This is a genomic window from Ruegeria sp. BHSC037 (assembly GCF_059613045.1).
This window is the reverse complement of the sequence record NZ_JBXWRT010000004.1, coordinates 17,708-35,186: the sequence shown is the minus strand read 5'-3', so window position 1 is coordinate 35,186 and position 17,479 is coordinate 17,708. Positions and strand designations below refer to the sequence as shown.

Genomic DNA, 17,479 nt, shown 5'->3' with positions numbered 1-17,479 from the left:
CGCGAACAGGCGCAAAAATTCTACCTGGCCGCCTAGCGGTGGCACTTCTATGCGGGGCTTTTTGTTGTCCCCTTCCTGATCATCCTGCCGGTGACCGGCCTGATTATGATGTTCATTACCCAAGCCGATGGTCGCGACGGAGAAAAAATCGCGGTCGAGATCAAGGACCAGGCGATGCCCGCATCCGAACTGGCCGACATAGTTCAGGCCCGCGTGCCGGGCCGCGTGGTCGAATGGATCGGCCCCAAGGCGCCGGATCTGGCAACCGTGTTTCGCGTCAAGGCCGAGACCGGTCAGCGCATGGTGGCCATCGACCAGTATTCCCGCGAGGTGATCCAGGTCTGGGACCGTCGCGCGGGGTGGTACGATCCGGCCGGCAACATCCACTCGACCCTACTGATGGGCGATACCGGCGACCGGATTCTGGAAATCGCGGCCGGGATGGCGCTGCTGCTGGCGTTCACCGGCCTTTAAAGGTGGTGGCCCCGCGGAAACGTTGTGGCGGCCCTGGTGCCTGACCTGCGGGCGCGGGGCCGGGCCTTTGGGAAATCGCTGCACGCGGGCGCCGGGTTCTGAATGTCGCTGCTGCTGGTCGGGTTCCTCATCTCGGGCATGTCGTGGGCCGGGATCTGGGGCGGCAAGTTCGTGCAGGCCTGGAGCAGCTTTCCGGCCGAGATGCCCGTGTGGAAGGGCGCGGTGCTGATCGGGCTGTGCACGGCCATGGCCTTCCCACTGGTTGGGCTGACGCCGCTTGCGGCGCTGGCCGTCGACCTGCTGGTCGTCAGCAACATACCTACGGTACGGCGCGCATTCAACTGACCGGTTCAGGCGGCGCCGCGTGGCGTTGCCCGGTTGCGTGGCGCGGCAGCGTCCCCCTTTTGGCGCGCCACGCAACAAAACCTGCGGCCTGCCCGTTCCGGGCTTGGCAGGTCCGGCCAAAGGCCCTAACAGGGAAGGCCAGAGGGACGACAGCCATGAAGAAACAGGACATGAACCGGGATTGGATAGCCACCGCCGCCACGCTCAACAGCGCCCTGCCCTATCTGCAGCGTTATGACGGGGCAATCGTCGTGATCAAGCTGGGCGGGCACGCCATGGGCAGCGACGAAGCGATGGAAAGCTTTGCCCGCGACGTGGTGCTGATGCGTCAGGTCGGCGTGAACCCGGTGATCGTGCATGGCGGCGGGCCGATGATCAACGCGATGCTGGACAAGCTCGACATCCAGTCCGAGTTCGTGAACGGCAAGCGCGTCACCGATGCCGCCACGGTGGAAGTGGTCGAAATGGTGCTGTCCGGCGTGGTGAACAAGCGCATCGTGCAGGCGATCAACGATCAGGGCGGCATGGCCGTCGGCCTTTCCGGCAAGGATGCCAACCTGATGATCTGCGACCAGACCGACGCCTCGTTGGGATATGTGGGCACACCTGCCGAGATGAATCCCAAGATCCTGCACGACCTGTTCTCGCATGACGTGATCCCGGTGATCGCCCCGCTGGGGGCGGGCCGCAATGGCGAGACGTTCAACGTGAACGGCGATACAGCCGCCGGGGCGATTGCCTCGGCGCTCAAGGCCGATCGCCTGTTGCTGCTGACGGATGTCTCGGGCGTCAAGAACGCCGCAGGAGAGGTAGTGACCGAGTTGAAAGCGGGCCAGATCCGTGAGATGACCCGCGAAGGCACAATCGCCGGCGGCATGATCCCCAAGACAGAAACCGCGCTGGACGCGCTGCACAGCGGGGTCCGCGCCGTGGTGATCCTGGATGGCCGCGCGCCCAACGCCGTGCTGCTGGAGCTGTTCACCGAACATGGCGCCGGCTCGCTGATCCGTCCCGACTGACGGCTTCTTGGCGCAACTGGGCTTGTGATTCTCAATCGCATGCCCAATTGTGAATGTATGGAGCACGAAGCCACCATTCGCCTGGGCGTTTTCCTGGGGCTGTTTATCATCTTTGCCTGTGCCGAGGCGCTTTTGCCGCGCCGTCCGCGCCAATACGGGCGGCCGAAAAGATGGGCCACCAACCTGTCGATCACGATCCTCAACACCGTCGCGCTGCGGCTCATGGCGTTCGGCTTGCCGCTGCTGGCGGTCGGTGCGGCGCTGGATGCGGGCCAAAAGGGCTGGGGCCTGTTCAACCATCTCTCTTGGCCTGCATGGGTCGAGGTGGCGCTGTCCATTCTGATCTTCGACTTTGCCATCTGGGCGCAACATCTGATCACGCACAAGGTGCCAATCCTGTGGCGCCTGCACCGGGTCCACCATGCGGACCGTGACATGGACGTGACCACGGCGGTCCGTTTCCATCCGGTGGAAATCGCGCTGTCGATGCTGCTCAAGATCGGCCTCGTCTACCTGCTGGGGCCTAGTGCACTGGCCGTGGTACTGTTCGAAGTCCTTTTGAATGGCACGGCAATGTTCAACCACTCGAACCTGAAACTCCCTCTTGCTCTGGATGCGGTCTTGCGTAGGCTGCTGGTAACGCCCGACATGCACCGGGTGCACCATTCGCGGCTGAGGGAGGAACACGACAGCAATTTTGGGTTTGCCCTGTCGATCTGGGACCGCTGGATGGGAACCTATGTGGCGCAGCCCGGAAAGGGGCATGACGGCATGACCATCGGTCTCGAATGGCAGGACGACCGCCCGACAAGACTGGGCTGGAGCCTATCGCTGCCGTTTCGCAAGAAATGATCTATGACGAGGTTGAAAAGGCGGCGCACGAACACGGGCTGATCGTGATGGGCGCCCAGCATCCGCGCCTGAGCGGTGCCAAGGGGCTCGACGGCGGTACCCTGATCCTTTTGGGCGCTGCCGGGGCGTTCTGGCCTGCGCTCAAGGCCGCGCCCGAATGGCGCGACGGCGATCCTGACCCGGTCGATCGCTGGTCAACCCGCGTTGTCAGCGCGATGGCCGAGAGCCTCGGGGCAGAGGCGCATTTCCCGTTCGGCGGACCGCCCTACATGCCATTCATCGACTGGGCACTGAAATCTGGTCGCGCCTTTCTTAGCCCCGTCGGTGCAATGGTGCATGATACGGTGGGCATGATGATCTCTTATCGGGGCGCGCTGTATTTCGCAGAAGAATTTTCGATCCCCGAGGCGACGGCCCCTTCGCCTTGCCTGACCTGTCCTGCCCCCTGCGCCACCGCTTGCCCGGTGAAGGCGCTGAACGCCACGACGTTCTATGATGTTGAGGCCTGCCACGGTTATTTGGACACTGCCGAGGGGCAGTCCTGCATGACCGGAGGCTGCGCCGCCCGGCTGGCTTGCCCCCTCAGCGCAGGCGCCGGGAGAGACCCCGAGCAATCGGCCCACCACATGCAGGCGTTTCATCCACCATGCCCCGCACATTGATCCTGACCCGCCACGCCAAGTCCAGCTGGGACAACCCAGACCTGAGCGACCATGCACGCCCGCTGAACAAGCGGGGCCGAAAATCGGCGGCGGCAATCGGGGCCTGGCTGAAGGAAAAGGGATGGTTGCCGGACGAGTTGCTCTGCTCCTCATCCGTTCGCACCCGCGAAACCTGGGAGCTGATGGGGCTCGAGGCGGAAAAGCTGACCTTTACCGACGAGCTATACCATGCTTCGCCGGATCGGATGTTCCTGCTTCTGTCTTCGGCAACCGGGGAAACCGTGCTGATGTTGGGGCACAATCCGGGAATCGCCGTGTTTGCAGGCGCCATTGTGGAAGAGGCCCCGATGCACGGCCGGTTCTTCGACTACCCGACCGGCGCCACAACCGTGGTCCGCTTTGACATCGACGATTGGCGGGATGTGAACTGGCGCAGCGGCACGGTGAGTGGTTTCGTCATCCCGCGCGAGTTGACGGAATAAAAAAAGGGCGGGATGCCCCCGCCCTTTGCTGTTGTCTTTCAGCCCGCGTCAGTGCCCCAGGATCTGGCTGAGGAACAGCTTGGTGCGTTCGCTCTGCGGGTTGTTGAAGAACTCTTCGGGTTCATTCTGTTCGACGATCTGGCCGGCATCCATGAAGATCACGCGGTTCGCCACCTGACGCGCAAAGCCCATCTCGTGCGTCACGCAGAGCATGGTCATGCCTTCCTCGGCCAGCTCGATCATGGTGTCGAGCACCTCTTTGATCATCTCGGGGTCAAGGGCCGAGGTCGGCTCGTCGAACAACATGATCCGCGGCATCATGCACAGGCTTCGCGCAATCGCCACACGCTGTTGCTGACCACCTGACAGTTGGCCGGGATACTTGTTGGCCTGATCCGGAATTTTCACCTTTTCCAGGAAGTGCATAGCGCGTTCTTCGGCCTCTTTCTTGGGCGTCTTGCGCACCCAGATCGGGGCCAACGTGCAGTTTTCCAGAACCGTCAGATGCGGGAACAGGTTGAAGTGCTGGAACACCATCCCGACCTCGGAGCGGATCTTGTCGATGTTCTTGAGGTCGCTGGTCAGCTCGATCCCGTCCACGACGATCTTGCCGGCCTGATGCTCTTCCAGCGCGTTGATGCAGCGGATCAGGGTCGATTTGCCCGAACCCGACGGCCCCGCGATCACGATCCGCTCGCCCTGGTTGACGGTCAGATTGATGTCGCGCAGCACGTGGAAGGACCCGTACCACTTGTTCATGTTGTTGATTTCGATGGCGACCTCGTCGCTCACCTGCATTTTCGAACGATCGATTTCGCGATCAATGGCAAGTTCAGACATGTGTTGAACTCCTTAACGGTGATCGGTGGCAAGGCGACGCTCGAGCCACTGTGAATATTGAGAGATGCCGTAGCAGACGACGAAAAACAGAAGCGCGGCAAAGCCCAAAAGCTCCCAATAGACGCCATTCCACTCGGTCGATGCCAGGATCGGGCCGCGGATCATGCCAACGAGGTCGAACATCGAAATGACCGAAACCAGCGTCGTATCCTTGAACAGGCCCACGGCCACGTTCACGATACCCGGGATCGAGATCTTCAGCGCCTGCGGCAGGATGATCAACCGCATTGCCTGGGCATAGTCCAAACCAAGACTGTCTGCGGCCTCGTACTGTCCACGAGGAAGCGCTGCCAGACCGCCGCGGATCACCTCGGCGATGTAGGCAGCCGAGAACATGGTAATCATGATCACCACGCGCAGGAACAGGTCTACCGTGCTGTCAGGCGGGAAGAAATACGCCAGCATCACCGAAGCCACGAACAGCAGCGTGATCAGCGGCACGCCCCGGATGAACTCGATGAAAATGACGCAGACCCACTTGATCAAAGGCATGTCGGACTGGCGGCCCAACGCCAACGCGATGCCAAGGGGCAGTGACAGCGATACACAGGTCACCCCGAGCATAAGGTTCAGCATGAACCCGCCGAGGTCGCGACTGGGAACAGCGGTCAACCAAGCATTTTCCGATGCATCTTCGGGGATCAGCGCGCCGCCGACGTTCCAGACGACCAGCGCGACGACGATCCCACCGAAGAACCCGGCGGCAAAGCTGTTTTTTCCGTATTTCTGGAAAACGACCGCCGCTGCGACGCAGCCCAACAACGCCACCAAGGGGACAAGAATGGTGCCACCCCAAATCAGCCAGAAGGCAACAAACGGGTAAACCGCAGTGAACAAAAGCATCTTTCGAGGCAGATCGAAGAACAGAACCGGCGCTGCGGCCACCAGCATCAGCACGAACGCGAGGTTCGGGCGCCAATAGGCTTCCACGGGATACTTGAACCCGTAGATCAACTGGTTCCACCGCTCCGTCAGAACGGCGAAACACGCGCCGGTCTTGCCGTCCAGGATCTCACGGCACTGCGAAAGCGAATCCGCATTCCAAACTCCGTTGAAGATCCATGGCAGCGTGTTCTTCAGCAAAACATAGATCAGCAGCACGGAGAGAATGGTCAGAATGGTGTTCCCTACGCCCGAGAAAAGGTTCTCGCGCAGCCATTTGACCACGCCGGTTTCATTGGCCGGCGGCGGCGAAGGCGGAATCGTCCCCTCGGCCACGAATGCGATCGAGTTGGTGGTTTGATCACTCATGGCTCAGCGCTCCTTCAATTTGACGGATGCGTTGTAGATGTTCATCACAGCCGAGATCAGCAGCGAAGCCGTCAGATAGAACAGCATCAGCAGCAGAACACATTCGATCGCACGACCGGTCTGGTTCAGCGAGATCCCACCCAGGGTGGCGGTAATGTCCGCATAGCCCACGGCGATCGCCAGAGACGAGTTCTTGGTGATGTTCAGGTATTGCGAGATCAACGGCGGGATGATCACCCGCAGCGCCTGGGGCAGGATCACGAGTTTCATGATGCGCCCCGGACGAAGACCCAAAGCGGCCGCAGCCTCGGTCTGACCTTTCGAGATTGCCTGGATGCCTGCGCGCACGTTCTCGGCGATGAAGGCCCCCGTGTAGATCGACAGGGCGAACCACAAGGCGATCAAGGGACCGCCCACCTTGATGCCACCGCTGAAGTTGAAGCCTTTCAACGCGGGCACATCCCAGGTCAAGCCCATCAGGACCATCAGGGTCAGGAAGGGTACCAACCACACGGCCAGTTTTACCAGGAAGGTCTTGGGACGTTCACCGGTTTGCTCCTGCTTGAGGGTCGCACGCTTTTCAACTTCGTGCGACGCGAACCAAGAGCCGACCAGACCCGCAAGCACCAGAAGCCAGTTCAAGATCGTGGAGCTGAAAAGACCGTTGCTGAATTCCGGCCGCGGGATGTAAACACCGCGGTTCGTGAAGGCGAACAGGTCGAACAGCATGCTCGAGGTCGGGTTGTCACCCCGGAACGCCCGTGGCCCCGGCAGCACTGCCGTCATGATGGTGAAGATGATGATGATCCAGATCAGAACCGGAATGTTCCGGAAGATCTCGACATAGATCGCCATCAGCTTGGAGACGAGCCAGTTGTTCGACAACCGCAGGACACCTGCGATCACACCGAAAATGGTGGCCGTGACACAGGCAAGAAACGCAACCAGCAGCGTGTTGAGGATACCAACGATCGCCGCGCGTCCATGTGAGGACTGGCTGTCATATTCGACCAGGCGCTGGTTGATGTCGTAACCGGCCGGGTCGCCTAGAAATGCAAATGAGATGTTCAGGCCAGCAGCCCTGAGGTTCTGGATCAGGTTGTTGCCAAGATACCAGATGCTGAGCGCAATAACGATGGCCGCAATCACTTGGAAGGTCAAAGAGCGATAGCGGGTATCGTTTATGAGCATCGACAACCGAAAATCAGCTTTCGGTGGGTCAGTCATAGTCGACATGTTTTGGGATCCCCGTGGCTTGCGGATGCTTCTGATTTGGCAGGGTATTCCCTGCTCCCGAGCTGTCCGCAGCTATTTATGAGAAATGGGCGCAGGAAACCCTGCGCCCTTCTCGGTTTTCTTAACGGAACGGCGGCGAGTACAGCAGGCCACCATCGGTCCACTGGGCGTTCAGCCCGCGTGCCAGACCGATCGGGGTGTCTTCGCCGATGTTCTTGGCAAACACTTCGCCATAGTTGCCGCCCGCCTTGATCGCGCGCATGGCCCACTGGGCGTCCAGACCCAGCATCTCGCCCAGGGTGCCTTCGCTCCCAAGCAGGCGGTTGATTTCCGGGTTCTCGGTGCCGGCTGCCATCTCATCGATATTGGCCGAGGTGATGCCCAGCTCTTCGGCCGAGATCATCGCGTTCAGGGTCCAGCGAACCACGTCGCCCCACTCGTTGTCGCCGTGACGGACCAGCGGGCCCAGCGGCTCTTTCGAGATGATTTCGGGCAGCAGGACATGGTCACCGGGGTTTTCGAACGTGGCGCGGGTTGCGGCCAGGCCCGATGCGTCGGTGGTGTACACGTCACAGGCACCGGCAAGGTACTGCTGCTGCGCTTCGGCGTTGGTTTCGATCGGCACCGGCTCGTAGCTGATGTTGTTCGAGCGGAAGAAATCCGCCAGGTTCAGCTCGGTGGTGGTGCCGGTCTGGATGCAGACGGTTGCGCCGTCCAGTTCCTTGGCCGAGCTCACGCCCAGCGACTTGGGCACCATGAAGCCCTGACCGTCATAGTAGTTGACGCCGACAAATTCGAACTTCAGGTCAACGTCGCGGCTGAAGGTCCAGGTGGTGTTGCGCGCCAGCATGTCGACCTCGCCCGACGCCAGAGCGGTAAAGCGGGTCTTGCCGGTGGTGGGCACGAATTCGACAGCGTTCGCATCGCCCAGGACGGCGGCGGCAACGGCGCGGCAGACGGCCACGTCAAAGCCTTGCCATTCGCCGTTAGCGTCGGGTGCCGCAAAACCGACCAGACCGGTGGTCACGCCGCAGTTCAGCTTGCCGCGCGCCTTAACGTCGTCCATGGTTCCCGCCGCGGCCGCGCCAGCAGCCAGACCAGCAATCGTCGCCGCGCCCAAGATTACGGATTTTTTCATTTTTACCTCTTCCTGATTTCCCGCCCCGATCCGGGACGGGCTTTTATCCGACACGCAAGGTAGCCGGACCGGTTACCCAAAAGGTGTCTCCCCTTTAGTGCGCCCGAGTTTGGGCGCATTCATAAACAAACGTCAAGGGCCGGATCATGGAAATCGATGAGATCAAGCGGGCGGCGTAGGCAAGTCTCTCAAATCGGGACCAAAAAGGCTCAGACCGATAGATCGTAGAACTTTTTGGCGTGCAGGAAGGCGGCCCTTTTGGTCTCGGCGGCCTGAACGGCTTCTGCGTCGTCGCCCCATTGCTCGGCCTGCCACGATTCATCCAGCCGCGAAATGCGCCATATATCGTCCGGTTTGCGCCAATTCCGGGCAGCTGCAAAACCCAGAATCAGCGACCCCGACAGGCTCACCAGATCGTGAAAGGCCGCCAGACGGAACGCGTCCAGCGCGTGCACCATGTCGCGCAACCTGTTTACGGCTTCTGCAGGCTGCGGCTGATGCACCACGCCCGCAACCGTCTGCAGACGCGCCCCCAACGTTTCGGCGGCCCAGTCCAGCGCCGGGTCCCATTGTTCGGCCTGACGCTCGGCCAGCTCCTGAGGATGGGTGGCGCGATAGCACAGCAGGTCAGAGTCGCCATAGTCGGCCAGCATGTCGGCCACCTCGGCATGTTGATGCGTCACCTTGTCGATCGCGGCATTGGCCGAGCGGGTAAAGGGCATGGTCGCGGGGTCGACTTCTTTTTCCTGCGCCTCCCATTCCCGCGCGACCGCTTCGGCCATGGCCCGGGTGGGCAGCACCAATGGCGCCTTGGCCGGCGTTTTCACACGGCGCCCGTCCAGCTCGACGGCATAGCCGTCATCGGCTGCGACCACGGCGCTTGATGTCCAGAAGCGTTTCGGTTTCCAGTCACTCATGCTCTTGTCCCCAGAATTCTGTCAGCGCGTCGGGCAGTTGATCGAAACTGTCGATCACCCTGCGCGCGGCCACCAGACGCGACCGGTCGTGATAGCCCCAGGCCACTCCGATCCCGTGAACGCGCGCCGCCTGCGCCATTTCCATGTCGAAACTCGTGTCGCCGATCATCACCGCATCCGCAGGTGTGATGCCAGTCTCGGACAGGGCCGTTTCGATCATCGAGGGATGCGGTTTCGACGGGTGATGGTCGGCCACCTGCCGGGTGACGAAAACGTGCCCGAGGTCGTGCGCCTCAAGCAGCGCGTCCAGCCCGCGCTGTGACTTGCCCGTGGCCACGCCCAGCAGGATCTCGGGGGTGGCGTGCAGCCGATCGATGACGTCGCGGGCGCCGGGGTACAGGGGCGAGCCAGCGGCGCCCTGCTGAAGGCGCTGCGCGTGGTAGGCTTGCTTGTAGCCATCGACCAGCCGGGCCTGCATGCGCGGCGGCTGCTCGGGCACGAGGCGCGCAATCGCAACCGGCAGGGAAAGACCCACGATCGACAGGATCGCGGCGCGATCCGGCACCGGCAGCGACACCGCCTGGAAACTGGCGGTCATGGCCGACACGATGCTGGCCTGGCTGTCCACCAGCGTCCCGTCCACATCGAACAGAACCAGTCGCAGGTGCGCGGTCATCGCAGCGCCTCGAACGGGTCCTCGGCGGCCAGATCCTCGGTCCAGCCCAAGGTGTCCCAACTGTCTTTCATGTGCGGCGGCAGCGGGGCGTTGATCGTGATTTGCTTGCCGGTCATCGGATGCTTGAATGACGCGGTTCGGGCGTGCAGATGCAACTTTTTGCTGATGACCCCACCCAATTGTGCGCCCCAGCCATCGCCCAGATTTTCCTGACCCGAGCCGCCATATTTCCCATCCCCGATGATCGGGTGCCCGATGGCCGCCATATGCGCACGCAGCTGATGTGTGCGACCGGTGACGGGCTCCATCGCCACCCATGATGCACGGCTGGCCACCCGATACAGCGTGGCATAAAGCGTGTGCGCCCGTTTGGCGCCCGGCGTACTGTCGATTTCGTTCAGGTGGAGGGCGATCATCTTTTCGCCTTCGCCCTGCTTGCCGTGACCGGGGGCCTTGACCAGCCCGGTCTTGATCTCGCCCAGATACGGGGTCGGCACACCAGCCACCAGCGCCCAGTAGATCTTGCGTGTGTTGCGATGCCGGAAGGCCGCGGTCAGGCCCTTGGCCGCTTCGCGCGTGCGCGCCATCAGCAGCACGCCCGACGTGTCCTTGTCGAGACGGTGCACGAGCCGTGGGTTCTCGTCATAGCCAAAGCGCAACGCTTCGGCGAGGCCGTCCACGTGCCGGACCTGGCCGCTGCCCCCCTGAACGGGCAGGCCTTGGGGCTTGTTCAGCGCCAGCACGTGGTCATCCCGGTAGATCACGCAGGCTTGGATCATTTTCGCATCGGCATCCGTCACGCGGGGGCGGGCCGGGGCAGGTTTGTGATCCGGGTCGGGCAGGGGCGGCACACGCACCACCTGCCCCGCCTGCAGCCGGGTCGAGCCCTTGACCCGCCCGCCGTCCACGCGCAGTTCACCCTTGCGGCACATCTTTTCGATCCGGCCCTGGCTGACATGCGGGAACAGGCGCCGCAACCAGCGGTCCAACCGCTGGTCGCCGTCGCCCGGCTCGACCGTGATCATCTGTACGCCGCTCATGCCAATACCCCTTGCAACCGGATGCTGCGCGCCCGGAAAATCGCCCGTGTCAGTGCCTCAGAAAACATCCGCGTCTGTCGCGCGCCGCAAGGCAAGAGTCAAGCAGGCTGACGGGCTCGCGGGCCAAGGCCGCTCAGATATCGTTGAAATCCCCGTGCCGCCCCGCCCCATCGCGGAACCGAGCCGCGCCGGACGTGCCCTCGCGGCGGATGGCGTCCAGCCCGTTGGCCCATTCGACCTTCAACGCCTCGCGTATCGGCATCCCCCGGGTTTCGATGATCGAGCGCCGGTCGGCGCCGACGGCCTCCTGCGGGAAGCGGGAAATTTCGTGCGCCATCGCTTCGGCCGCCATGCGGGTTTCACCCTGCGGCACGATTTTCTCGGCCAGCCCGATCCGTTCGCACTCGTCAGCCATGACCGTGCGCCCGGTCAGCGCGATCTCGAGTGCCTTGCCCTGCCCGACCAGCCGCGGCAGCCGCACCGAACCGCCATCCATCAGCGTGATCCCCCAGCGGCGGCAATAGACGCCCATATTGCGTCCTCGGCCATCACCCGGATGTCGCACCAAAGGGCCAACTCCATGCCGCCGGCAACAGCGGCGCCTTCGATCGCGCCAATGACCGGCTTTGACAGCTCCAGCCGCGATGGGCCCATCGGGCCCAGCAGCGACGGCGCGGCCCCGATTGGAAAGGCGTGCCTGTCGAAATAGGGCTCGCGCAGGTCCGGGTCAGACAGCGTGGCTGCCATCTTGAGGTCCCAGCCCGCGCAGAAATTGCCGCCTTTACCCCAGAACACGGCCGTCTTGGCCGCGCTATCCTCGAAGGCAATGAAGGCCTCGGCCAGGGCTGCCGCGTGTTCGGCATCTACGGCGTTTCTGGCCTGGGGCCGGTCGTGGATGATGGTCCACACGTCGTCTGTCTTGTCGATGGAAACGGTCATCTGCGCTCCTCCCTGGCGGCATGTAACCCTAGGGAACCCCGGGCGCGCCTTGAGTGTCCCGCGAAACGCGACGGCACGGCCTGATCTGACCTTGCGTCACGACCCGTTGCGTTGACTGCGCAGTTTCGAAAAGTAGTCCAGACGCTTTTTCAACTCGCGCTCGAACCCGCGTTCGACCGGCTGGTACAGGACCGGGCGTTTCATGGTCTCGGGAAAGTAGTTCTGCCCTGAGAACCCGTCCTCGGCATCGTGGTCATAGGCATAGCCCGCGCCATAGCCCTGATCTTTCATCAACCCTGTCGGCGCGTTCAGGATGTGTTTGGGCGGCGGCTCGCTGCCCGACTGTTTGGCCAGGCGCATCGCCGCCTTATAGCCCACATAGGCCCCGTTGGATTTGGGCGCCAGCGCCAGATACACGACCGCCTGCGCGAGCGCCAACTCACCCTCGGGCGACCCGAGCCGCTCGTAAACTTCCCACGCATGCAGGCAGATCGACTGGGCCTGCGGATCGGCCAAGCCGATATCCTCGACCGCCATCCGGGTGATGCGGCGGGCCAGGTATCGCGGATCCTCGCCCCCGGTCAGCATCCGGGCGAACCAGTACAGCGCTGCATCCGGGTCGGACCCGCGCACCGATTTGTGCAGCGCCGAAATCAGATTGTAGTGCTCGTCCCCCGACTTGTCGTATTTCGCGGCGCGGCGCATCAGGCGCTTAGCCAGCGCGTCGGGGTCCAGCGGCGCGTCCACCGACCAGGCCGCGATTTGCTCGATCAGGTTCAACAGCGCCCGACCGTCTCCATCCGCCATTTCCTGCAGCGCGTCCCGCGCTGCGGGTGTCAGAGGCAACGCCTTGCCCAGCTCTTTTTCGGCACGCTGCGTCAGGCGTTCCAGATCGGCCAGGCCCAGCCGTTCCAGCACCAGCACCTGCGCGCGGCTGAGTACGGCGGCGTTCAACTCGAACGAGGGGTTTTCGGTGGTCGCGCCCACCAGAAGGATCGTCCCGTCCTCCATATGCGGCAGGAACCCGTCCTGCTGGGCCTTGTTGAAACGATGGATCTCGTCCACGAACAACAGCGTCCCCTTGCCGTTCCGCCGCCGCAACTTGGCAGCCTCGAATACCTTCTTGAGGTCGGGAACGCCGGTGAAGATCGCGCTGATCTGTTCGAAATGCAGGTCGGTTTCTTTGGCCAGCAGCCGCGCGATGGTAGTTTTGCCCACCCCCGGCGGCCCCCAGAAGATCAGGCTGGACAGGCTGCCTGACGCCAGCATCACCCCCAGCGGCGCCTCGGGGCCCAGAACCTGTTGCTGCCCGATCACCTCGGACAGCGCCTGGGGCCGCAACCGGTCTGCCAGCGGGCGGTTCGGGGCCGGTTCGGAGGCCTGCCCTTCGGTGTCGAACAGGTCACTCATGCCGTCAGAGCCTGAACCGCAACGACACGGGCTTACCGCCGCGCACCAGATCGATCTGCACCCGCCGGCCCGGGTCGCGCAGCGCCCGAACGACGTCGCGCGGGCGTTCGGCCTTTCGCCCGTTCACGGCATTGATAACGTCGCCGGGCCGCAGCCCGGCCCGCGCGCCATAGGGGCCGGGGTCGACAACGACCACACCGGTTTGAGACAGGGGCAGCCCCATCTTGACGATCAAAGCCGGGTTGATTCGCGCAACCGTCATCCCCGGCAGAACCGTGCGGTCGTTCAAAGTGGTTTCCTCGGCCGTCGGCGTTTCAGGCGCAGCCATCAGCGCCACACTGACATCTTTCCTGTCACCACCGCGCAGCCGGGTCAGAACGGATGTCCCACCAACACCCGCCACCGACATGCGAAACTTCATTTCGGCGGGCGAGTTCACCTCTTCACCATCCACATGCGTGACGATGTCGCCCACCCGCAAGCCCGCCTCGGCCAATGGGCTGAGCGGATGGAGGTCCGAGATCACCACGCCCTGCGGCAGCGAAAGCCCAAGCGATTCCGCGATGTCGGCGCTCATGATCTGACCGGCCATGCCGGCCCAGGGGCTGACGAATTCCGTGTTGCCCGCCTTAGCCTGACGCAGGAATTCCGCCACCAGATTGGCCGGAATGGCAAAGCCGATGCCGTTGGACCCGCCCGACCGCGTGAGGATCGAGGTGTTGATGCCGATCAGATCTCCGTTGACGTCGATCAGAGCGCCCCCGGAATTGCCCGGGTTGATGGGCGCATCGGTCTGAATGAAATACCCCCGCGCATTGCCCGTGGCAGTTCCCGACCGCGCCAGCCCCGAGATGATGCCCGACGACACGGTCTGCCCCACGCCGAACGGGTTGCCGATGGCCAGAGCCAACTCGCCAACCTCGACCTGATCCGAATCGCGCAGACGCAGGAAGGGCAGGCCCTGCGCGTCCAGCAGGCGCAGGATGGCGATGTCGCTTTCCTCGTCGCCCAGGACGACCTCGGCGTGAAATTCACGACGATCCGTTGTGACGACCCGGATCTCGGTCGCGGTGCCGACGACGTGGTAGTTCGAAACGACGTAGCCATCCTCGGTCAAGATGACGCCCGACCCCAGAGAGTTCTGCACCCGTGGACGCGGCGTACCGAAGCCGCCACCGAAAAAGTCCTGAAAGAACGGGTCTGCGAAAATCGGGCTGCGGCGTCCGGGCCGGACGATCTTGGCATAGATGTTCACCACCGCCGGGGCCGCCTTTTTGACCACCGGGGCAAATCCCATCGAAATCTCGGCCTGCGATTGCGGAACCCGCGTCTCGGCGCCGGCCTGAGCGGCCAGTGTCATCAGACATACAGCCAGTATCGTGCGTATCATGACAGCTCCGTTCTTCCTCCGCCGAAGATATGCGGAGCGCGGCGTGCGAATGCAATAGAGCGTGGCGCTCCGCCGCCGGTAGGGTCGTTTTAAAGCCCGCAAAGCAATTAAAAACCCCTGCCCGGACGATCCGGACAGGGGTCAAGAGTTCGGCCATTCAGCCGGGTCTTATTCTTCGTCAGCGGCCGCTTCTTCGGCAGCAACGCGGGCCTTGTCGGCCGCGCCCTTGGCATCGACGTCGCGATCGACGAATTCGATGATCGCCATCGGCGCCATGTCGCCATAGCGGAAGCCGGCCTTCAGGATACGGACGTATCCGCCCTGACGGTCCTTGTAGCGCGGGCCCAGAACCTCGAACAGCTTGGCGACGTCCTTGTCTTCCTTCAGCTGAGCTGCGGCCTGACGGCGGGCGTGCAGGTCGCCGCGCTTGCCCAGTGTGATCAGCTTTTCAACGATCGGGCGCAGCTCTTTTGCCTTGGGCAGCGTCGTCTTGATCTGTTCGTGCTCGATCAGCGAGCCGGCCATGTTCGAAAACAGGGCCTTGCGGTGCTCATGAGTACGGTTCAGGCGGCGGTAACCACGTGCGTGACGCATTTTTCAATTCCTTCTTTCGCGTTTTGCTTTGTCTGGCCGGCGATGCGTGTCACCGGCTCTCCTTGGGGCGGAAATGCCCATACGGTCCCCGGCAGCCCGGGCATTGGCGAAGACGCGCTTAGAACGCGTCTTCGAATTTTTTGGCCAGATCTTCGATGTTGTCGGGCGGCCAATCCTCGACATCCATGCCGAGGTGCAGGCCCATTCCGGACAGCACTTCCTTGATCTCGTTCAGCGACTTGCGGCCGAAGTTCGGGGTGCGGAGCATCTCGGCTTCGGTCTTCTGGATCAGATCGCCGATATAGACGATGTTGTCGTTCTTCAGGCAGTTTGCCGAACGGACCGACAGCTCCAGCTCGTCCACCTTCTTCAGCAGCAGCGGGTTGAACTCCAGACCATCGTCCTCGTCCTGGCGGCCCGCCGATTCCGGCTCGTCGAAGTTGACGAAGATCGACAGCTGATCCTGCAGGATGCGGGCGGCGAAGGCCAGCGCATCCTCGGGCGTGATCGAGCCGTCGGTTTCGATCTTCATGGTCAGCTTGTCATAGTCCAGAACCTGACCTTCACGGGTCGGCTGAACGTCATAGGCGACCTTCTTGACCGGCGAATAGATCGCGTCGATCGGGATCAGGCCGATGGGCGCGTCTTCGGGCTTGTTCTTCTCGGCCGAGACATAGCCCTTTCCGGTGTTGACGGTCAGTTCCATGAACAGGTCGGCGCCATCGTCCAGGTGGCAGATGACGTGATCGCGGTTCAGAACCTCGATGCCGGCGCTTTCGCTGATGTCGCCTGCGGTGACGACTGCGGGGCCTTTGGCATTGATCGACAGGCGCTTGGGGCCTTCGACTTCCATGCGCAGAGCGACCTGCTTGAGGTTCAGGATGATGTCGGTGACGTCTTCACGCACACCTGCGACCGAGCTGAACTCGTGCAGGACGTTGTCGATCTGGACGCTGGTGATGGCCGCGCCTTGCAGCGAGCTCATCAGCACGCGGCGCAAGGCGTTGCCCAAGGTCAGACCAAAGCCGCGTTCAAGCGGTTCGGCGACGATGGTGGCCTGGCGCGCGGGATCATTGCCCGGCTTGCCGTCAAGCTGGGTCGGCTTGATCAATTCAGCCCAATTCTTGTGGATCATGTAATCCCTCCATTCCTGTCTGCGCCCCATGACCAACAAGGTGCAGACGCCCGAGGTTCAAAATGACGTGCTGGGGCCGTGCGAAAACACAGCCCCAGCTCAATTCCAAATTGCTTAGACGCGGCGGCGCTTCGGCGGGCGGCAGCCGTTGTGGGCAATCGGGGTCACGTCGCGGATCGACGTGATGTTGAAGCCCACGGCAGCCAGCGCGCGCAGCGCCGATTCACGGCCCGAACCGGGGCCCTGAACTTCGACTTCCAGCGTCTTGACGCCATGTTCCTGCGCCTTGCGGCCAGCGTCTTCGGCGGCCATCTGCGCGGCGTAGGGGGTCGACTTCCGCGAACCCTTGAAGCCCATGGTGCCGGCCGACGACCACGAAATGGCGTTGCCCTGCACGTCCGAGATCAGGATCTTGGTGTTGTTGAAGGTCGAGTTCACATGGGCGACGCCCGATGCGATGTTCTTGCGCTCTTTGCGTTTTACGCGTGTCTTGTCACGTGCCATCGGTCAGACCCTCCTTACTTCTTCTTGCCCGCGATCGGCTTTGCGGGGCCTTTGCGGGTACGAGCGTTGGTGTGGGTGCGCTGACCGCGAACCGGCAGGTTGCGGCGGTGACGCAGACCGCGATAGCAGCCCAGGTCCATCAGGCGCTTGATGTTCATCTGCACTTCACGACGCAGGTCACCTTCAACGGTGTAGTTGGCGTCGATGTGCTCGCGGATGGCCAGAACTTCGGCATCCGACAGTTCGTTCACCCGGCGGCTCTCGTCGATGCCCACGGCTTCGCAGATCGCCTTGGCCGAGGTGTTGCCGATTCCGGTGATATAGGTGAGGGCGATAGGTACCCGCTTTGCAGTCGGGATGTTTACGCCGGCAATACGTGCCACGTGTCACTTTCCTTTCGTTGCGGTTCCGTAATTCCAGAACCTTTTTTCACAACGCCCAACCGTGGCAGTGTGGCCAGAGGGTTCAGCATCATTCGAGGTGGTCTTGGCATGCGGGACGAATCCCGCACACGC

At 62.6% G+C, this 17,479-nt stretch carries 21 protein-coding genes; 6 read left to right on the top strand and 15 right to left on the bottom strand.

Annotation, left to right across the window (positions count from 1 at the left end; translation table 11 throughout):
• The first annotated feature begins 90 nt into the window (after positions 1 to 90).
• From AC2FMN_RS04925 to AC2FMN_RS04900, 6 genes are all read left to right on the top strand, one after another.
• A complete protein-coding gene (locus AC2FMN_RS04925) occupies positions 91 to 474 on the top strand; it encodes a PepSY domain-containing protein (RefSeq protein ID WP_496686693.1) in 384 nt (127 codons plus the stop codon).
• Positions 475 to 576: 102 nt separating this feature from the next.
• Positions 577 to 819, top strand: a complete 243-nt coding sequence (locus tag AC2FMN_RS04920) for a hypothetical protein (protein WP_496686691.1) — start codon at positions 577 to 579, stop codon at positions 817 to 819.
• A 155-nt stretch (positions 820 to 974) separates the two neighbouring features.
• Entirely contained in the window at positions 975 to 1,838 is an 864-nt protein-coding gene (gene argB, locus AC2FMN_RS04915) for an acetylglutamate kinase (protein ID WP_496686689.1), read from the top strand.
• Positions 1,839 to 1,895: 57 nt separating this feature from the next.
• Entirely contained in the window at positions 1,896 to 2,690 is a 795-nt protein-coding gene (locus tag AC2FMN_RS04910; RefSeq protein ID WP_496686687.1) for a sterol desaturase family protein, read from the top strand.
• A complete protein-coding gene (locus tag AC2FMN_RS04905; RefSeq protein WP_496686685.1) occupies positions 2,687 to 3,352 on the top strand; it encodes a ferredoxin in 666 nt (221 codons plus the stop codon). Before AC2FMN_RS04910 ends, AC2FMN_RS04905 begins: the two co-directional genes overlap by 4 nt.
• A complete protein-coding gene (locus AC2FMN_RS04900) occupies positions 3,337 to 3,834 on the top strand; it encodes a SixA phosphatase family protein (protein WP_496686683.1) in 498 nt (165 codons plus the stop codon). Before AC2FMN_RS04905 ends, AC2FMN_RS04900 begins: the two co-directional genes overlap by 16 nt.
• 48 nt (positions 3,835 to 3,882) lie before the next feature.
• Here AC2FMN_RS04900 and AC2FMN_RS04895 read toward each other — a convergent pair whose 3' ends face one another.
• From AC2FMN_RS04895 to rpsM, 15 genes are all read right to left on the bottom strand, one after another.
• Positions 3,883 to 4,674, bottom strand: a complete 792-nt coding sequence (locus AC2FMN_RS04895; RefSeq protein ID WP_496679171.1) for an amino acid ABC transporter ATP-binding protein — start codon at positions 4,672 to 4,674, stop codon at positions 3,883 to 3,885.
• 12 nt (positions 4,675 to 4,686) lie between these two features.
• Complete coding sequence (locus tag AC2FMN_RS04890; RefSeq protein ID WP_496686681.1) at positions 4,687 to 5,985, bottom strand: amino acid ABC transporter permease; 1,299 nt, start codon at positions 5,983 to 5,985, stop codon at positions 4,687 to 4,689.
• A 3-nt stretch (positions 5,986 to 5,988) separates the two neighbouring features.
• A complete protein-coding gene (locus AC2FMN_RS04885; protein ID WP_496679174.1) occupies positions 5,989 to 7,221 on the bottom strand; it encodes an amino acid ABC transporter permease in 1,233 nt (410 codons plus the stop codon).
• A 121-nt stretch (positions 7,222 to 7,342) separates the two neighbouring features.
• A complete protein-coding gene (locus AC2FMN_RS04880) occupies positions 7,343 to 8,359 on the bottom strand; it encodes an amino acid ABC transporter substrate-binding protein (protein ID WP_496679175.1) in 1,017 nt (338 codons plus the stop codon).
• Positions 8,360 to 8,568: 209 nt separating this feature from the next.
• A complete protein-coding gene (locus tag AC2FMN_RS04875) occupies positions 8,569 to 9,276 on the bottom strand; it encodes an ATP12 family chaperone protein (RefSeq protein WP_496686679.1) in 708 nt (235 codons plus the stop codon).
• Positions 9,269 to 9,952, bottom strand: a complete 684-nt coding sequence (locus tag AC2FMN_RS04870) for an HAD-IA family hydrolase (RefSeq protein ID WP_496686677.1) — start codon at positions 9,950 to 9,952, stop codon at positions 9,269 to 9,271. Before AC2FMN_RS04870 ends, AC2FMN_RS04875 begins: the two co-directional genes overlap by 8 nt.
• The gene (locus AC2FMN_RS04865) at positions 9,949 to 10,992 is read right to left on the bottom strand and encodes an RluA family pseudouridine synthase (protein WP_496686675.1); all 1,044 of its coding nucleotides are present in this window, start codon (positions 10,990 to 10,992) and stop codon (positions 9,949 to 9,951) included. The genes AC2FMN_RS04870 and AC2FMN_RS04865 overlap by 4 nt, the downstream gene beginning before the upstream one ends.
• Before the next feature lie 133 nt (positions 10,993 to 11,125).
• Positions 11,126 to 11,524 (bottom strand): enoyl-CoA hydratase-related protein, encoded by a 399-nt coding sequence (locus tag AC2FMN_RS04860; protein WP_496686673.1) that lies wholly within the window; start codon positions 11,522 to 11,524, stop codon positions 11,126 to 11,128.
• Positions 11,488 to 11,931 carry an enoyl-CoA hydratase-related protein gene (locus AC2FMN_RS04855; protein ID WP_496686672.1) on the bottom strand — a complete coding sequence of 148 codons (444 nt, stop codon included), beginning with the start codon at positions 11,929 to 11,931 and terminating at the stop codon, positions 11,488 to 11,490. The genes AC2FMN_RS04860 and AC2FMN_RS04855 overlap by 37 nt, the downstream gene beginning before the upstream one ends.
• Positions 11,932 to 12,027: 96 nt before the next feature.
• Entirely contained in the window at positions 12,028 to 13,341 is a 1,314-nt protein-coding gene (locus tag AC2FMN_RS04850) for a replication-associated recombination protein A (RefSeq protein WP_496679184.1), read from the bottom strand.
• A gap of 4 nt (positions 13,342 to 13,345) precedes the next feature.
• Entirely contained in the window at positions 13,346 to 14,731 is a 1,386-nt protein-coding gene (locus AC2FMN_RS04845; RefSeq protein WP_496686670.1) for a trypsin-like peptidase domain-containing protein, read from the bottom strand.
• Positions 14,732 to 14,899: 168 nt separating this feature from the next.
• Positions 14,900 to 15,325: a 50S ribosomal protein L17 gene (rplQ, locus tag AC2FMN_RS04840; protein ID WP_496679187.1), complete on the bottom strand. Its 426-nt coding sequence runs from the start codon at positions 15,323 to 15,325 to the stop codon at positions 14,900 to 14,902.
• A 118-nt stretch (positions 15,326 to 15,443) separates the two neighbouring features.
• Positions 15,444 to 16,460, bottom strand: coding sequence for a DNA-directed RNA polymerase subunit alpha (locus AC2FMN_RS04835; RefSeq protein WP_149775087.1), 1,017 nt, complete (start codon positions 16,458 to 16,460; stop codon positions 15,444 to 15,446).
• A 114-nt stretch (positions 16,461 to 16,574) separates the two neighbouring features.
• Positions 16,575 to 16,964: a 30S ribosomal protein S11 gene (gene rpsK / locus AC2FMN_RS04830; RefSeq protein WP_068344878.1), complete on the bottom strand. Its 390-nt coding sequence runs from the start codon at positions 16,962 to 16,964 to the stop codon at positions 16,575 to 16,577.
• A gap of 14 nt (positions 16,965 to 16,978) precedes the next feature.
• The gene (rpsM, locus tag AC2FMN_RS04825; RefSeq protein ID WP_068344877.1) at positions 16,979 to 17,347 is read right to left on the bottom strand and encodes a 30S ribosomal protein S13; all 369 of its coding nucleotides are present in this window, start codon (positions 17,345 to 17,347) and stop codon (positions 16,979 to 16,981) included.
• Between the last annotated feature and the right edge of the window lie 132 nt (positions 17,348 to 17,479).

What these genes read in the sequence shown, in the direction of transcription:
- AC2FMN_RS04920 (WP_496686691.1), top strand. Translation starts at nt 577, where the DNA reads ATGTCGCTGCTGCTGGTCGGGTTCCTCATCTCGGGCATGTCGTGGGCC.
- argB (WP_496686689.1), top strand. Translation starts at nt 975, where the DNA reads ATGAAGAAACAGGACATGAACCGGGATTGGATAGCCACCGCCGCCACG.
- AC2FMN_RS04910 (WP_496686687.1), top strand. Translation starts at nt 1,896, where the DNA reads ATGGAGCACGAAGCCACCATTCGCCTGGGCGTTTTCCTGGGGCTGTTT.
- AC2FMN_RS04905 (WP_496686685.1), top strand. Translation starts at nt 2,687, where the DNA reads ATGATCTATGACGAGGTTGAAAAGGCGGCGCACGAACACGGGCTGATC.
- AC2FMN_RS04900 (WP_496686683.1), top strand. Translation starts at nt 3,337, where the DNA reads ATGCCCCGCACATTGATCCTGACCCGCCACGCCAAGTCCAGCTGGGAC.
- AC2FMN_RS04895 (WP_496679171.1), bottom strand. Translation starts at nt 4,674, where the DNA reads ATGTCTGAACTTGCCATTGATCGCGAAATCGATCGTTCGAAAATGCAG.
- AC2FMN_RS04890 (WP_496686681.1), bottom strand. Translation starts at nt 5,985, where the DNA reads ATGAGTGATCAAACCACCAACTCGATCGCATTCGTGGCCGAGGGGACG.
- AC2FMN_RS04885 (WP_496679174.1), bottom strand. Translation starts at nt 7,221, where the DNA reads ATGTCGACTATGACTGACCCACCGAAAGCTGATTTTCGGTTGTCGATG.
- AC2FMN_RS04880 (WP_496679175.1), bottom strand. Translation starts at nt 8,359, where the DNA reads ATGAAAAAATCCGTAATCTTGGGCGCGGCGACGATTGCTGGTCTGGCT.
- AC2FMN_RS04875 (WP_496686679.1), bottom strand. Translation starts at nt 9,276, where the DNA reads ATGAGTGACTGGAAACCGAAACGCTTCTGGACATCAAGCGCCGTGGTC.
- AC2FMN_RS04870 (WP_496686677.1), bottom strand. Translation starts at nt 9,952, where the DNA reads ATGACCGCGCACCTGCGACTGGTTCTGTTCGATGTGGACGGGACGCTG.
- AC2FMN_RS04865 (WP_496686675.1), bottom strand. Translation starts at nt 10,992, where the DNA reads ATGAGCGGCGTACAGATGATCACGGTCGAGCCGGGCGACGGCGACCAG.
- AC2FMN_RS04860 (WP_496686673.1), bottom strand. Translation starts at nt 11,524, where the DNA reads ATGGGCGTCTATTGCCGCCGCTGGGGGATCACGCTGATGGATGGCGGT.
- AC2FMN_RS04855 (WP_496686672.1), bottom strand. Translation starts at nt 11,931, where the DNA reads ATGACCGTTTCCATCGACAAGACAGACGACGTGTGGACCATCATCCAC.
- AC2FMN_RS04850 (WP_496679184.1), bottom strand. Translation starts at nt 13,341, where the DNA reads ATGAGTGACCTGTTCGACACCGAAGGGCAGGCCTCCGAACCGGCCCCG.
- AC2FMN_RS04845 (WP_496686670.1), bottom strand. Translation starts at nt 14,731, where the DNA reads ATGATACGCACGATACTGGCTGTATGTCTGATGACACTGGCCGCTCAG.
- rplQ (WP_496679187.1), bottom strand. Translation starts at nt 15,325, where the DNA reads ATGCGTCACGCACGTGGTTACCGCCGCCTGAACCGTACTCATGAGCAC.
- AC2FMN_RS04835 (WP_149775087.1), bottom strand. Translation starts at nt 16,460, where the DNA reads ATGATCCACAAGAATTGGGCTGAATTGATCAAGCCGACCCAGCTTGAC.
- rpsK (WP_068344878.1), bottom strand. Translation starts at nt 16,964, where the DNA reads ATGGCACGTGACAAGACACGCGTAAAACGCAAAGAGCGCAAGAACATC.